This is a genomic window from Mesorhizobium loti (assembly GCA_014189435.1).
Taxonomy (GTDB): domain Bacteria; phylum Pseudomonadota; class Alphaproteobacteria; order Rhizobiales; family Rhizobiaceae; genus Mesorhizobium; species Mesorhizobium loti_G.
Genome location: CP050293.1, coordinates 4,487,303 through 4,502,167 on the forward strand (window position 1 = coordinate 4,487,303; position 14,865 = coordinate 4,502,167).

The window sequence follows — 14,865 nt, forward strand, 5'->3', positions numbered from 1 at the left end:
CCTCTACGCGGTCTCGATGATCTTCACTGCGGGCTGTGGCAGCCCGAGCCGGTTGAAGGCAGAAAAAGAGCGTCGGATCAAATCGGCATCCAGTCCGTCAACAATGAAAACGATGCGGGAACGGCGATCATCCGATGGCCATCCCGTCATGTGAACAGGGGTATGGACGAGATGCTGGACGCCGTGAATGGCGACGGGGTTGTCCTCTCCCTCGATATTGAGGATGCCCTTGACCCGCAGGACCTTGTCGCCGTGCCGATTGAGCAGCATGGTCAACCACAGTCCGAAGGCGGTCCAGTCGATACGAGCGTCGATGGTCATGACGAAGGAATGCACCGGCTTTTGATGGGCGCTGCCCGCTTCGCCGATGACGGACACCGGCTCCTCGCAATAAAAGCCGCCCTTTGAAGGCGCGCCCTCACCCGAACCCGATGCTGCGTTTAGCAGACGATCGACATCGAAGTGATCGCCTTGCGCGTCGACAAAGGGGGCATCCGGATTGATCCGGCGCACGCGCTGCATCAGCCGGGCGATCGCCGGCTCATCGGTCAGATCGGTCTTGGTCAACACGATCGCATCGGCGATTGCCGCTTGCCGCACCGATTCGCCATGGGTTTCGAGCTGGACCAGGCCATTCACCGCATCGAGGGTGGTGATCACATTTGCCGCCTTGAAATGATGGCGCAGCACAGGATCGGATTTGAGAGTGGACAGAACCGGGAACGGATCGGCAAGCCCGGTGCTTTCCATGATCAGCCGCCGGAAGGGCGGGACGATGCCGCGTTCGCGCTTTGACTGCAGGTCGCGCATCGCCTGCGCCAGTTCGCCCCGGATGGTGCAGCACACGCAGCCCGATTGCAGCAGCACCATGGTGTCATCGATCCGCTCCAGCAGATGATGGTCGAGGCCGACTTCACCGAACTCGTTGATCAGCACCGCCGTATCGGAGAGCGCCGGATCTTGCAGCAGACGGCGCAGAAGCGTGGTCTTGCCGGAGCCCAGAAATCCGGTCAGCAGGTTGACCGGCGTGAAGTCGGGGAAAGCATCAGGCATCGCCGCCGCCCTCCAGTCTCTCGATCAGCGAATGGGACAGCGGATCGCAGACGCGGCCGGAGATCTTTTCCGCCAGCGGCCACAGATGTCCAAGATCCTCGACCATCTCCGTCTTGCCCGTGCGGGTCGACAGAAGGAACGAACTGCCCTGCCAGTCCGACAGGGACATGCCGAACTCGGTGAGAATACGGCCGGCGATACGGACGCGCTTCGCCCGCTCCCGGCGGCGGTCGACACGCTCGGTGTTGCGTGTAAACACGCCCGGACGCGCCACCGCATCGGCCCAGTGCTCATTGCTTCCCAGAATTCCGCACAGCGAACACATGACTACGACCTCATGACGGACAAAGCGCCGGCATTATCGACCTTATTTCCGGCGCGGAAAGCGCTTGGCGAAATCATCGGCGATCTCGTTCATCGTAACGAATTTGACGCCGGGATGACTGCTGATATGGGCGTAGAGCCGTTCCAGCATCATCAGGACCTGTGGCCTGCCGGCGACATCGGGATGGATGGTGATCGGGAAGACCGCGTAGTCCATCTCGCGATAGACCCAGTCGAACTGAGCCTTCCACATGTCCTCGATATCGCGCGGGTTGACGAAGCCGTGACTGTTGGGTGACTTCTTGATGAACATCATCGGCGGCAGATCGTCCAGATACCAGGATGCCGGGATTTCGATCAGGTCCGTTTCGTGGCCGCGCTTCAGCGGCACCATCCAGTCGGCGGGCTTTTTGGAATAGTCGATCTTAGTCCAGCTGTCGCCGACACGCACGTAGTACGGTGTGAAATCATTGTGCATCAGCGAGTGGTCGTACTTGATGCCGCGTTCCAGCAGCAATTCGTTGGTGACTGTCGAAAACTCCCACCATGGCGCGACATAGCCGGTCGGGCGCTTGCCGGACAGTTTCGTCACCAGTTCGATGCACTTGTCGAGGACCTCGATCTCCTGTTCGCGTGTCATCGCGATCGGGTTTTCGTGGGTGTAGCCGTGAATACCGATTTCATGGCCTGCGTCCGCCACGGCCTGCATCTGCTCCGGGAACGTCTCGATGGAGTGACCGGGAATGAACCATGTGGTCTTGATGCCGAACCGTTCGAACAATTTCAGAAGGCGCATGCTGCCGACTTCACCGGCAAACAGACCGCGCGAAATATCGTCCGGTGAATCCTCGCCGCCATAAGACCCGAGCCACCCGGCCACGGCATCGACATCGACGCCAAAGCTGCACAGAATTTCCTTTGCCATGTCATTTTCTCCTTGGGGTTTTCCGGTCCATTTTATGGGCTCGATGGTTTCAGTTCGCCGGGATGACCGTTGCCTGGCCAGGGTTCCAGGCAAGCAGGATAGGCGATCCCACGGGAAAGACGCCCGGCGGATATTTGTCGATATGCGCCTCGAGCGCGATCTCCCGCCCATCCGGCAACTCGACCGAAAGGTGGGAAATGTGGCCCACGACATCGAAGCGGCGGATCTTGGCGTCTATGACATTGCCGCCGGACTGCCTGGAGATCGCCGCGCGCGTGGCGCTGCTCAGCGTATGAACCTGCATGGCTTCGGCCGGAATGACGACATTGACGTCGGCACCGGCGTTCATGTCGCCATTGGCGCCGCCGGCAAGCGTTCCAAGCGGCGTGTCGACGATGATACGCCCGTCTTCAATGCCCTTGACCGCGCCAGTGAAGATCGTGTTGCGGCCGATAAACCGGGCAACAAACGGGGTGTTGGGGCGTGTATAAAGCTGATGGGGCGGGCTGATCTGTTCGACCCGGCCCTGGTTCATCACCACGACGCGATCGGAGAGCGCCAATGCTTCCGACTGCGCATGCGTCACGAACACGAAGGTGATGCCAAGCGTCCTTTGCAGCAGCTTCAATTCGTTCTGGATGGCTTTGCGCAGATTGGCATCGAGCGCGCCCAGCGGTTCGTCCAGAAGGAGAATATCCGGCTCGACCACCAGGCCGCGGGCAAGTGCGATGCGCTGGCGCTGGCCCCCGGAAAGCCTGTCGGGTTTTTTCTCGGCCACATCGTCCAGACCAAGCGTCGAAAGCATGCGATCGACCTTGGCGTCACGCTCGGCCTTCGCCATCCCCTTGACCTCGAGGCCATAGCCGACATTGCGGCGGACCGTCATGTGCGGAAACAGGGCGTAGTTCTGAAAGATCATCGATGTCGGGCGGTCAGCGGGTCGCATATCGTTGATGCGAACGCCCTTGACCATCATGTTGCCGGAGGAAATGCTTTCGAACCCGGCGATCATTCGCAGGGTCGTTGTCTTGCCGCAGCCCGACGGGCCGAGGAATGCGATGAACTCGCCCTTGCTGACGGACAGGTTGAAGTCGATCACGGCTGGCGTGCCGTTGTCGTAAACCTTGCCGATCTTGTACAGTTCGAGATCGTAAATCATCGCACTCACTTCGCAAAAGGGTATGGGGCGGGCAAGCAAGGCTGATCGCCCGCCCCGTCAGACATCAGGCGCTCAAGAATTCATCCCACTTCTGCACCAGGTGATCATATTCTTCCGGCCATTGGTGCCAGTAGGCGACGTTGGCGGCGCGTGTTTCGAGTGAACCGCCATCACGCAGATCGCCTTCCTTGATGCCGCGCTCTTCAGCGCCGATCCAGGGCTTGCCTTCATACCAGAAGGCATATTTTTCAGGCGACATGACCTCCTTGATGTTGGTCGTCGGCGAATAGTAGCCCTGCTCGGAAACAGTGATGCCCGGTTTGCCCGACAGCCAGTAATCGGCGTAGGCTTCGACGGCGGCCTTGTTGGGCGTGCCCTTCAGCATGGTGTTGCCGATCGACCAGCCGCGATAGCCTTCCTTGGGGATGGCGTATTTACATGCTTTGCCTTGAGCCTTGACGGCCATGACGGCCGGCTGCCAGGCGTCGCACACGACGATTTCACCGGAGGCGAGGAAGTTGACCAGTTCACCGAAATCGCCCCATAGGGCACGGAACTGGCCGTCCTTCTTCTTGGAAATCAGGAATTTCGCGGCTTCGTCGATCTCGGCTGCCGATGCATTGCCCGGGTTCTTCACATCCGAGAGGCCAAGCGTGTTCATCGCCATCACGGCTTGGCCGAAAGCGGTCAACGGGTCGGTGTTGAGGCCGGACTTGCCCTTCCACTTGGAATCGAAAATCGCCGTCCAGCTGTTTGCTTCTTCTTCGGAAACGATCTCCGGATTGTAGCCAACGGAATCGAAGTTGAAGACCGAAGGCACCATCCACAACGCCGTCTGTGTTTCGTCCGTCCAGATCTGGCCGACGATCTGCGCCGAGGCAGGCCACTTCGGATCGGGCTTCTTGAAGATGTCGCGGATGTTCGACCAGTTCTTCAGCGCCGAGGTCGCGATCGGATCGGCATTGTCGGTCATGACGACGGATGGCAGGCGCTCGCCAATGGTTTCCCACACGTCATAGTCCTTGGAACCGGACAGGATCTTGGTCTGCGCATCCGGAAAGGTTGCCGCCGTGCCCGAGGTCGTGCCGACGCCGCTTGCCGTCTTGAAGTCGGCCAGGATGCGTTCCTGAACGGTCACCGAAAGGCCGATGGTGCGCAGTTGCTCGGATGTAAGCGCGGTGCTTTGCGCGTAAGCGGCGCTGGAAGACAGGAAATGCGTGCCGCCTCCCATCGCAAGCGCCATGGCGCCCGCGGAACGCTTCAACAGTGAACGACGATTGATTTCTGACGAAACTGACATTGCTTTGTCTCCAGTTGTTCTTGTGGTCCCCGGAGCATCCCCTTGTGGACACCCTAATTCATTGTTCTGGCGTAATAATTCCGAAAACCCTCTCGGGATTTTCGGAGGAAGTCGTGTGCTAGTACCGGCCCACAAGGAGGCCTCCATCCACGACCAGCGTCTGACCGGTCATGTATCTGGCGCCGCGTGATGCGAGGAATGTGATCACGTCGGCGATTTCTTCGGGCTCGCCGATGCGCCCCATTGGAATGAAGACGCCCGCGGCTTCGGCGCCCGCCGCCCCCAGCGAATTTTCCTCCGACAGAAGCTGGGCGGTGCGGATATAGCCAGGCGCCATGCCGTTGACGCGGATGCCGTCACGGGCGAGTTCCACGGCAAGGCCGCGCACCAGGCCGACGACGCCAGCCTTGGCGGCGGAATAGTGCACATGTTCGTCCCAGCCATAGGACGTCCCCATGATCGAGGAGAGCGCGACGATGGCGCCGGATTTGCGCGCCTTCATTCCGGGAACCGCGGCACGCGCAACGCGGAAAATGCCCTTCAGATCGATATCGAACGTCAGGTCCCACTTGTCGTCGTCTAGCGTCTCGAGCGGCGCCTTGTGGGCGATGCCGGCATTGGCAACGATCACATCGATCCGGCCCAAACGCGCCTCCACGTCGGCGACCAGCGCATCGACAGCGGACGTCGAGCGCACGTCCAGAAAATGGAACTCAGCTGCTCCGCCAGCCATCCGGATGGCCTCGACCGTGTCGTTGCCCTCGCGCTCCAGCACATCGGTGACGACGACATGGTCGCCGAGCGCTGCGAAGGCCTTGGCCGTCGCATGGCCGATGCCGATGCCGGCACCGGTGATGAGAACGACACGGGAAGAAAGCGGCGTGTCAGTCATGATCGTCATTTCCTCGCTCACAGCATCACATCGCCGGAATTAGGACCGAGCGTCTGTCCGACAAACAGGCTGGCCTGCGGCGAAGCGAGAAAGGCGACGGTTGCCGCCACTTCCTCAGGCTCGCCGAAACGGCCAAGCGGCAGCTCGGATGCCTTGCGGGTGCGCCATTCCTGCGACAGTTCCCGAACAAGCGGTGTGTTGATAGGCCCAGGCGCAACCGCATTGACGCGCACGCCGCGGCTCGACACCTCTCGGGCCAGCGACTTGGTCATGCCGATGATCGCCGATTTGGCGGCCGCGTAATGCGAAAGCTCGACGCCGCCGATCTGGCCAAGCTGCGACGCGACATTGATGACGGCGCCCTTGCCAGCCCTCAGCATCGCCGGCAGAACCATCTTCGTCATCAGGAAGGTTCCGCGCACATGAACCGCAAACATCCGGTCGAAATCCTCTATCTCGAGATTTTCAAACAGCGACTGATGCACGATGCCGGCATTGTTGATCAGTAGATCCGTGTCGCCGAAGGCCGCGACGGCCGCCGCATGGATGGCCTTTGCGTCCTCTTGGGACGAGACATCGCCGGCGGCCGCGGCTGCTTTTGCGCCAGAGGCGGCAATTTCCGCGACCACGGCCTGCGCGCGTTCGAGATTGAAGTCGTTCACCAGGACGGCATAACCATCGGCGGCGAGCCGAACGGCTATCGCCCTGCCTATCCCGGAACCGGCGCCGGTTACGATTGCGCTCGCTGTTTCGCCGGGCATCATGCCTCCTCCTGAATGGCGACCCGGCGGGCGCGGCGGATCGACAGCATCATCAGCGCCGCATAGGTCCCGAGCAGTGCGAAGGAAAACAGCGTCGTCAGCACGCCGAAGGCAAAGACGTTCGGATGGACCTCCACCGAGAACGTTCCGTAGATTGCAAGCGGCAGCGTCAGGTCACGGCCCGATGCAAACAGGGTGCGCGAAAACTCATCGTAGGACAGCGTGAAGGCGAACAGCATCGCCGAGAGGACGCCAGGAAAAATCAGCGGAAACGTCACCTTGCGGAACGTTTTGACCGGCGACACGCCAAGCGACCACGAGGCCTCCTCGACGCTCTGGTCGAAGCGGTTGAGAATTGCCAGCATTACGAGGAACGCGAAGGGATAGGTGTAGACGACATGAAGGACGAAGGTCGTTCCCCACCAGTGCCGGTCGATACCCAATGCATTGGCGATCAGCGCCATGCCAAGCCCGACAAGCACACCGGGGACCATCATGCCGAGCACGATCAGATAGAAAGCAAAACCGGAGCCGGTGAATTTCTTGCGGAATGCCTGTGCCGAGGTAACCCCGAGAACGGTCGAGACGATCATCGTCATCACCGCCAGGATGAGCGAGCGGACGAGCGCCTCCTCAATCGGCAGCGGTGCGATGCGCGTCGGCGGCGTCATGCCGAAAAGATGCTTGTACCAGTAGATCGACCATTCGATGATCGGGAACTGCGGGCCGCCTTCCGGCCCCGTCTGGAAGGACAGGATGGCGAGAACCACCATCGGGCCATAGAGAAACACGAGAAACAGTGCCGTATAGATGCCAAGAGCCAGCTTTGTTCCGTTTGCCTGCATGATCAGAGCTCCTTCCTGAGATCGACCACACGCAGCAGCGCAGCGACGACGATGCCCATCAGGATGGTCAGGATCACGCCCGCGACCGCGGCAAATGCCCATTTCAGCGATCCGACCTGCGTCACGATGATATTGCCCAGAAGATTGACCTTGCGGCCGGACAGGGCCGCCGACGTTGCGAATTCGCCGAGCACCATCACCGACACGAAGATCGCGCCGACCACGACGCCCGGCATCGACAACGGCAGGATGATGGTGCGGAAAATCCGCCAGAAGCCGGCACCGAGATCCTGTGCGGCTTCAATGACGCTCTGGTCGATGCGGCCCATCATGAAGGCGATCGGCCCGACCATGAACACGCAATAAATCTGCGTCATGCCAATGATGACGGATAGCTCGGAAAACAGCAGCACCTCTATCGGCCTGTTTATCAGGCCGACGCCCTGAAGAATGAGATTGATCGCGCCCTCCTTGCCGAGCATGGGACGCCAGGCGAGAACGCGGATCAGAAACGATGTCCAGAACGGAATGACGCAGAGCACCAAGAGCACCGTCTGCAGGGTCTTGTTGCGCACGAACAGCCCGACAAAAAGAGCAGCCGGATATCCGACGATCAGGGTTGCCGCCAGGACGATGAGCCAGATGCGAATTGTCGTCCAAAGCGCGCTGAGATAGGTGTCGCTGGAGAAGAACGTCATCCAGCTCTTAGTCGTCAGCGTCGGCGTTATCGCAAATGTGGTCTGCGTCCAGAACGAGACGTAGACCATCATCAGGATCGGCACGACGAGAAAAAGAACCATCCAGATCACGCCAGGCGCGAGCAGCCAAAACGTCCTGTCGGGCATTTTCTTCGCGGACCGGTCGGCGGACGCGGCTTCAGCCGTGGCGGCAGTCATCGCCATCGTTCAATTCTCCATTCCGCTGGCAAAAACAGAGCCCAAGCGCAATTCATGCATAGACAAGTGCATTCTGGCGTTTCCAGACGAGGGCGTAGCGGCCGTGCGGCACGCAGGCCTCTGGCGCTGCCTGGCTGAGATGGGACTCGACCTCGATCACACGCCCGTCATCGAGCGAGAAAAAGGAGTTGATGGCCGCACCTGAATATTCATCGGCAATGAACGTACCCTCGATGCGGACTTCCTCTGCTGTAACGGGGGCAACGAGCGGCCTGATGGAGATTCGATCGTAACGGATGGCATAGGCTGGCTGACCGCGCGCATCAGTCTGCTGACCCTGCAACGGAAATTTTCCTACCGGACTGACGAAATCATCCTTCGCGAGCTGCCCCTCGAAGAGATTGTAGCAATTGAGAAATCTTGCCACGGCCGCCGACCGCGGCCGGTTGTAGACGGTGTCGGCGTCGTCTGCCTGCGCGATGCGCCCACGATTCAGCACGAGAACGGTGTCACCCATTGCCAGTGCTTCGGTCTCGCTGCCGGTCACATGCAGAAACGTTACGCCGCAGCGCTCGCGGATCGCCCGCAGCTCGGCGCGCATGCGCGTGCGCAAATTGGCATCGAGCGCGCCAAGCGGCTCATCCAGCAGGACCAGCGACGGCTCGGTTATCAATGTTCGGGCCAGCGCCACGCGCTGACGCTGGCCGCCTGAAATCTGCGCGACGCCGCGGTCTTCAAGACCGGTCAGACCGACGAGAGCGACGATATCCCTAACCTTGGCGCGAACGACGGCCGAATCCGTGATTGGATTCAATTCCCGGTTCTCCAGGCCGAAAGCTATGTTGCCTGCGACGGACAGATGCGGGAACAGAGCGAAATTCTGGAACACGAAGCCGATGTTGCGGCGATGCGGCGGAACCGCTTCGACGCGTTCGCCCTTGAAAAGGATGCTGCCGCTATCGGGAGCCTCGAAGCCGGCGATCACGCGCAACAGGATCGTCTTGCCCGATCCACTCGGACCGAGAAGCGAGATGTAGGCGTTGTCCGGCAGCGAGATATCGATGCCGTCGAGCGCCCGCAACGCGCCGTAAGCCTTTGTCACCTGAGAGAGCTGCAAAACTGCCGCCACGATTTCCCTGCCGGTTTCTCGCAAGTAAACTGTCGCTTACGTCACCGCGCGGTGCGGAAACGTTTCCGCGAACGGGCAAGCCGATAGCGGTTGCGCGCACGATCTGCGCGCATTGAAGCAATCCGTTTCTTGTGGTTGTGGTCATCCACCTCGGGATGCTTCTTCCGGCATCCGCTTCAAAATTTATGGCATAAATGATTTTTGTATTCAATAGGCTTTTTAGCATTTCGCTATTTTGAGCGCACCGCGTGAAATAGCTGATCGGCGCCAGCGCCTGCATCGACATTTCACAAAACGCTTTCGCCCTATCGAAATGAGCAACGCGCTTGTAACAAAGTAACAATTTATGCCTAGACAATGCGAAAACGCTGCCTGTTTGGAGCAAACAGAGCCTAAATTTACGGCACAAATCCACTCTCTAGCGCAGATTCCCTGGCCGCCATGGGTTCGAAGCAAGCGTCATGCCAACTATACGCGCTTCGAAAATTCCGGCGTTGCCGGTCCGATTTTTCAGATTTTGTATGCAAAAGTCATTATTTGTCGATGTGAAACGTTCGCAAAATAGCGTACACACAGACATCCAGTTTCCTGTTCTCATCAGGGTCAAAGACGGAGAATGCCTCTCGCCATGACACGCAGCAATGCAGGCCAGAACACGCAGCGGCGCTACGAAATTGCCGAAGATGTGCTGCGCAACAATATCAAAGACGGGTTGCTTCCTCACGGACTGGTTCTTCTCGAAGGACCGATCGCAGAGATCCTGCAGACCTCCCGAGCTCCCGTTCAGCGCGCGCTTCTGCGTCTCGAAGCCGAAGGCCTTGTCCACCGCTTCAAGGGCAGAGGGTTTCTCGTCGGCCCGCAAGGTCGCGATATCGTGCCCAACCGCACCGACATAAAGTCGCTCGGCCTTGTCGTCCTGCAACATGCCGATGAAGCGCTTCAAAGCCGCTCGTCCTGGGAGCGTATCTACAACACGGTCGAAGCCGACGTTGCCGGCTGCGTGGTGTTCGGCAAGTACCGGATCATCGAGATAGAAATCGCCAATCACTTCAATGTCAGCCGCACCGTGGTGCGAGACGTCCTCAGCCGCCTGCAGGAACGTGGCCTTGTGCGCAAGAACCAGAGTTCCCATTGGATGGCCGGCCCCCTGACCGCCCAGACGATCAAGGATCACTTTGCGCTCCGCCGCATGCTGGAGCCGTCGTCGCTGCTGGCGGGTGCACCGCTCATTGACCGCGACAGGCTGACGAAACTTTTTAGCCAGCTTGTGACCCTTGAGGAACTGGATACCACCGATCACCTCAAGAATATCGAGGAGCTTCAAACGCGACTGATCGAAACCTGCATACTGACCACGGAGAACGAGCAACTGCGCGAGCTCATCCGCAACAATCTGCTTCCCGTTGGCGCTTCCGAGCGGCTGCTGCGCAAGCTCGGGCTTCCCGGCGATCCGACGGTCATCACCGAACTGCGCCTGATTGTGGAGCTTCTCATCCGCGGTGCCGTGACAGCCGCGGCCGCGATGCTGGAAACACATCTCGACGCCGCAATGAAACGTATGATTGCCCAGATGAAAATCGTCGCGATCATTCCAGGCCCGAGTGTGACCGCCGGTTACCTGACGCGGGTCGAGTAGCCGGACCATAAATATCGTCCCGTGCGCTCAAGCAACCACGCTGATGCGATCCCGCAATGCCAGACCGAGGCGGTTCATGGCCGGGCATTGTCGTCACAGAGATCGCCAGCAGCGCCGATAATCAACGAGATCGTGTCTCCAGCCTGCCAAAAGGATCGTCAGCGATGGTGACGTCCGTCGCCGCCAGCAGCCCTCGCGCCGGTTACGATACGGCGCAACATACGCGGATTGAACGACGCCGCTTCAAGCGATCGCAGCTCGGCTTCCGACCGGATTGCGGCAAGCACCGCCGGCGACCTGCCGGGCGTCAGTCGCGCGATATGGACAGCCCCGCGAGAAGCGGGGCGTATCCGGCGAGCCTGCGGGATACGAACTCGGTGAAGAGCCGCACGCGCTTCGTCTTGCGTGTCTCCCCCTGTGTGAGAAGCCAGAGCGTTCCGTACATGTGCAGGTCGGTGCCCGGCACCCTCACCAGTAGGGGGTCGGCATCTCCGACGAAGCACGGCAGTGTCGTGATCCCGAGCCCTTGCCGTACAGCAACGATCTGCGCCTCGCCGTCCGTGGTCCTGAATGGAACCCCCGTGGTGCGAACCTCACCCTCGCTGGCCCAATCCGGAATTCCATGAATGCTTATGACGATCCACCGGATGGGATCAGGCGCGCCCGCACGCCATGCGGCCAGTCGATCGCGAGACATATAGACGCCGCCGAACAGCTCCGGTCCCTTCAGGCCGTGAAGATTGAGCGGCAGGGTTTTGCGGTCGTAGACGACGCGGATCGCCACGTCGGCCTCTCGGTTGGTCAGATTTGCCAGCTCGCCGGACGACAGGATTTCCATCTCGATGTCGCGATGCAGGCGCGCGAAATCGGCGAAGTCCGGCATGAGCAGGTGTGCCGCGAGGGGCGGAGCCAACGTCACCCGCAGAAGCCCGCGCACGCTCTGGTCGCGCCCGAAGACGCGCGTCTCCAGCTGGTGCGACGACGCTTCCATCTGGTTCGCGAGCTCGAGGACCTCCTCGCCCGCAGCCGTCAGGCGGTAGCCCGAAGGCAGCTTTTCGAACATGTGCGCCCCGAGGCGTTCCTCGAGCTGTGCGATGCGTCGCAGCACGGTGGAGTGATTCACACCGAGGCGCCCGGCGGCAGCCCGCACCGAGCCTCCGCGCGCGACGGCAAGAAAGTAACGAACGTCATCCCAGTCGATCATGGTGCAATCCCGCACCGCGCGGTGCGCCTTCCAAAGCCCGTGTCCAACACATCAAAAAGCATCTCATATGTGGGTGGCGCGGGGCGGTCATCATAGCTCGTGCCGACAGGCACGGTCCAATTCCAAACGGCGGACACCGATCGTCGCGGCTAGCGTCGATCGTCCAGCCGGATCGATTTTGCACCACCGATGTGCGCGTTTCCGCACTCAAAGCCTGACCCCGGCAGACTTATTTCCAGGCTCTCGGGGTTCTTCCCGAACGACCAAAGGCAGAGCCTGAAAGGAAAAGTCATGGGAAAGCTAGACGGTAAGGTTGCAGTCATCACGGGTGGATCGAGCGGCATGGCGTTGGCGAGCGCCAAGCGATTCGTTGAAGAAGGCGCCTATGTTTTCATCACGGGCCGGAGACAGGAGGCGCTGGACGAGGCCGTCAAGCTGATCGGCCGGAACGTGACCGGCGTTCGCGGCGACGCGTCCAATCTCGACGACCTCGACCGCCTGTTCGATACAGTCAAGCGGGAAAAGGGCAAGATCGACGTCCTGTACGCGAGCGCCGGCACGGGCGAAGCCGTCCCACTGGGCGAGGTTACCGAGCAGCACTTCGATGCGGCCTTCAACCTGAATGCGCGCGGCACGCTGTTTACGGTACAGAAGGCGTTGCCGCTGTTCAACAATGGCGGATCGATCTTCATGACCGGGTCCGTTGCTTCGATCAAAGGTTTTCCTGGTTACAGCGTATATGCGGCGAGCAAGGCGACGTTGCTCGCATTCGCACGCGGGTGGCTCAACGAACTCAAGGGCAGGAATATCCGGGTGAACGTGCTGCACCCAGGGCCGATCGCCACACCGATGCAGGACCAAGTTCTCACCGAGGAGGCGAAGCAGATGTTCGAATCCCTGATCCCGCGGGGAAAGATGGGGCGTCCTGAGGAAATTGCGGCGGTCGCGCTGTTTCTTGCTTCAGACGATTCGAGCTTCGTGAATGGGGTGGAGTTGTCTGTCGACGGCGGCTTCTCGGCCATCTGAATTTGCGCCGGATCGCCGGAAGTGGCTGACCGTCCGGCCGCGCGGAAGTCGTTCACCGCAGGACGTATACGCAAAGGTCGCCACACGGCGGAACGGATAACCCAGCGCCGTTGAAGGCTCGGGAAACAATACCAACACGGATCGGAGAAGCATTATGAGCTACGCAATCGTAGGATTCGGCAAGATAGGCCAGGCCCTCGCCCACGCCTTCGCCCGTAAAAACATCGATGTGACCGTCGCGGGCCGCCGGCCGCCCGAGGCGTTGGCGCCGCAGGCTCGGGCGATTGGACCCACGGTCGTCGCCAAGTCGCTGCGGGAAGCACTCGAGGCCGACACGATCATCCTGGCGGTCCCGTTCGGGGAGCATCGCGAGGTTGCGAAATCCCTGCCGAGTTGGGAGGGCAAGACAATCATCGACGCGATGAACGCGTTTCCTGTCCCTGAAGAGCTGGGCGGGCTCCCGTCCTCCGCGTTCGTTGCGAAGTCGTTCACCGGCGCCAGGTTCGTGAAAGGATTCAATCACTTGATTGCAACCACCCTGGCTGCCGACCCGGTCGTCGAGGGCGGCCACCGGGTGGTCTTTCTGTCGAGCGACGACGAGGACGCGATCGCTCCCGTGGCGGCCTTGGCCAAACAACTCGGGTTCGCACCCGTCAAGCTGGGAAGGCTCAACGAGGGTGGCGCGCTGGTGCACGCACGCGGCCGCGTTTGGGGCCAGCTCATCTTCCAGGATTTGTTCAAGAAGGAGCAGTAATCGATCTACGACCGTGCGATCGACGCCGAGAACTGGTCGCGCGCGCTAACGTCTTCGAACAGCGCGCGCGACCGCGTATTCCGCCTATCGGTGCCCCTGCCTTAGACATCGATGCGCTGCTCATCATCGGGATCGAACAGGCTGACGCTCGCCGGATCGACGGCAAGGAAAAGCGGTTCTTTTCGCCGGCCGGCAAACCTCGTCCCTGCCGCGGTCGGCCCGCGTTGATGTTGGACGCGGGCCACCTTGGGAGAAATTCGGCGGGCGACGATCTATTCCGCCCGCCGTCAGGTTTCAAGCGTGGCGGATTTCCGTTCCCAGGACCTTGAGGCATTCGCGGATGAAGGCCGCAAGCGCCGTCCAGCCTTTTGCGGAAACCATCGTCCCATCCACATAGGCTTCGGTAGGCGACAGGTCGATGTAGGTGCCGCCAGCCAGCGTCACCTCAGGCTCGCAGGCTCCGAGCGCAGCAACCTTCTTACCACGCACCACACCGTCGACCGCGATCAGGATCTGCACGCCGTGGCAGATCGTGAAGATCGGCTTCTTGGCCTCGTGGAAATGGCGCACGATCGCCTGCACGCGCTTGTCGGTGCGGATGTATTCCGGGCCGCGGCCGCCCGCGCAGTAGACGGCATGATATTGATCGAGCTGCCTCTCTGCTTCGGAGAAGGTCTTGTTGATCAGTGCATAGTGGCCGAGCTTTTCGGTGTAGGTCTGGTCGCCCTCGAAGTCGTGCAGCGAGGTCTTGATCAGATCTCCGGCGTTCTTGTCTGGGCACACCACGTGAATGGTGTGACCGACGGCTTCCATCGCCTGCTGATAGACAAAGATCTCGTATTCTTCGGTGAACTCACCGGTCAGCATCAGTATCTTTTTGCCTGGCATGGCTCTTCCTCTCAGTGTTTTGAGCTAGGCAAGGCGCAGACCGCGCCCTGCCTTTCGGTGAAATCGGATAGGG

The 14,865-nt window shown here is 60.5% G+C and carries 15 protein-coding genes; 3 read left to right on the plus strand and 12 right to left on the minus strand.

Annotated features, from left to right (window positions below; translation table 11 throughout):
* Positions 1–3: 3 nt before the first annotated feature.
* The 10 genes from HB777_21805 to HB777_21850 form a co-directional block, all read right to left on the minus strand.
* Entirely contained in the window at positions 4–1,053 is a 1,050-nt protein-coding gene (locus HB777_21805) for a GTP-binding protein (GenBank protein QND66288.1), read from the minus strand.
* Entirely contained in the window at positions 1,046–1,378 is a 333-nt protein-coding gene (locus tag HB777_21810) for a hypothetical protein (protein QND66289.1), read from the minus strand. The genes HB777_21805 and HB777_21810 overlap by 8 nt, the downstream gene beginning before the upstream one ends.
* A gap of 42 nt (positions 1,379–1,420) precedes the next feature.
* Positions 1,421–2,302, minus strand: a complete 882-nt coding sequence (locus HB777_21815; protein QND66290.1) for a polysaccharide deacetylase — start codon at positions 2,300–2,302, stop codon at positions 1,421–1,423.
* Between the two features lie 49 nt (positions 2,303–2,351).
* Entirely contained in the window at positions 2,352–3,461 is a 1,110-nt protein-coding gene (locus tag HB777_21820; GenBank protein QND66291.1) for an ABC transporter ATP-binding protein, read from the minus strand.
* A 64-nt stretch (positions 3,462–3,525) separates the two neighbouring features.
* A complete protein-coding gene (locus tag HB777_21825; GenBank protein QND66292.1) occupies positions 3,526–4,761 on the minus strand; it encodes an extracellular solute-binding protein in 1,236 nt (411 codons plus the stop codon).
* 118 nt (positions 4,762–4,879) lie between these two features.
* Entirely contained in the window at positions 4,880–5,662 is a 783-nt protein-coding gene (locus HB777_21830; GenBank protein QND66293.1) for an SDR family oxidoreductase, read from the minus strand.
* Positions 5,663–5,670: 8 nt separating this feature from the next.
* On the minus strand, positions 5,671–6,417 hold the full coding sequence (locus HB777_21835) for a glucose 1-dehydrogenase (GenBank protein ID QND66294.1): 747 nt from the start codon (positions 6,415–6,417) through the stop codon (positions 5,671–5,673).
* The gene (locus tag HB777_21840; GenBank protein ID QND66295.1) at positions 6,414–7,259 is read right to left on the minus strand and encodes an ABC transporter permease; all 846 of its coding nucleotides are present in this window, start codon (positions 7,257–7,259) and stop codon (positions 6,414–6,416) included. Before HB777_21840 ends, HB777_21835 begins: the two co-directional genes overlap by 4 nt.
* A 2-nt stretch (positions 7,260–7,261) precedes the next feature.
* On the minus strand, positions 7,262–8,161 hold the full coding sequence (locus tag HB777_21845; GenBank protein QND66296.1) for an ABC transporter permease: 900 nt from the start codon (positions 8,159–8,161) through the stop codon (positions 7,262–7,264).
* 46 nt (positions 8,162–8,207) lie between these two features.
* The gene (locus tag HB777_21850) at positions 8,208–9,284 is read right to left on the minus strand and encodes an ABC transporter ATP-binding protein (GenBank protein ID QND66297.1); all 1,077 of its coding nucleotides are present in this window, start codon (positions 9,282–9,284) and stop codon (positions 8,208–8,210) included.
* Between the two features lie 628 nt (positions 9,285–9,912).
* On the opposite strand from HB777_21850, the gene HB777_21855 reads away from it, so the two are divergent.
* Positions 9,913–10,920: a GntR family transcriptional regulator gene (locus HB777_21855; GenBank protein QND66298.1), complete on the plus strand. Its 1,008-nt coding sequence runs from the start codon at positions 9,913–9,915 to the stop codon at positions 10,918–10,920.
* A gap of 307 nt (positions 10,921–11,227) precedes the next feature.
* Here HB777_21855 and HB777_21860 read toward each other — a convergent pair whose 3' ends face one another.
* The gene (locus HB777_21860; GenBank protein ID QND66299.1) at positions 11,228–12,124 is read right to left on the minus strand and encodes a LysR family transcriptional regulator; all 897 of its coding nucleotides are present in this window, start codon (positions 12,122–12,124) and stop codon (positions 11,228–11,230) included.
* A 291-nt stretch (positions 12,125–12,415) separates the two neighbouring features.
* Between HB777_21860 and HB777_21865 the strand changes: the two genes are divergently transcribed.
* Together HB777_21865 and HB777_21870 are read left to right on the plus strand one after the other, a co-directional pair.
* The gene (locus tag HB777_21865; protein ID QND66300.1) at positions 12,416–13,150 is read left to right on the plus strand and encodes an SDR family oxidoreductase; all 735 of its coding nucleotides are present in this window, start codon (positions 12,416–12,418) and stop codon (positions 13,148–13,150) included.
* A gap of 154 nt (positions 13,151–13,304) precedes the next feature.
* A complete protein-coding gene (locus HB777_21870; protein ID QND66301.1) occupies positions 13,305–13,904 on the plus strand; it encodes an NAD(P)-binding domain-containing protein in 600 nt (199 codons plus the stop codon).
* A gap of 294 nt (positions 13,905–14,198) precedes the next feature.
* On the opposite strand, the gene HB777_21875 is transcribed toward HB777_21870, so the two are convergent.
* Positions 14,199–14,792: a DJ-1/PfpI family protein gene (locus HB777_21875; protein QND66302.1), complete on the minus strand. Its 594-nt coding sequence runs from the start codon at positions 14,790–14,792 to the stop codon at positions 14,199–14,201.
* Between the last annotated feature and the right edge of the window lie 73 nt (positions 14,793–14,865).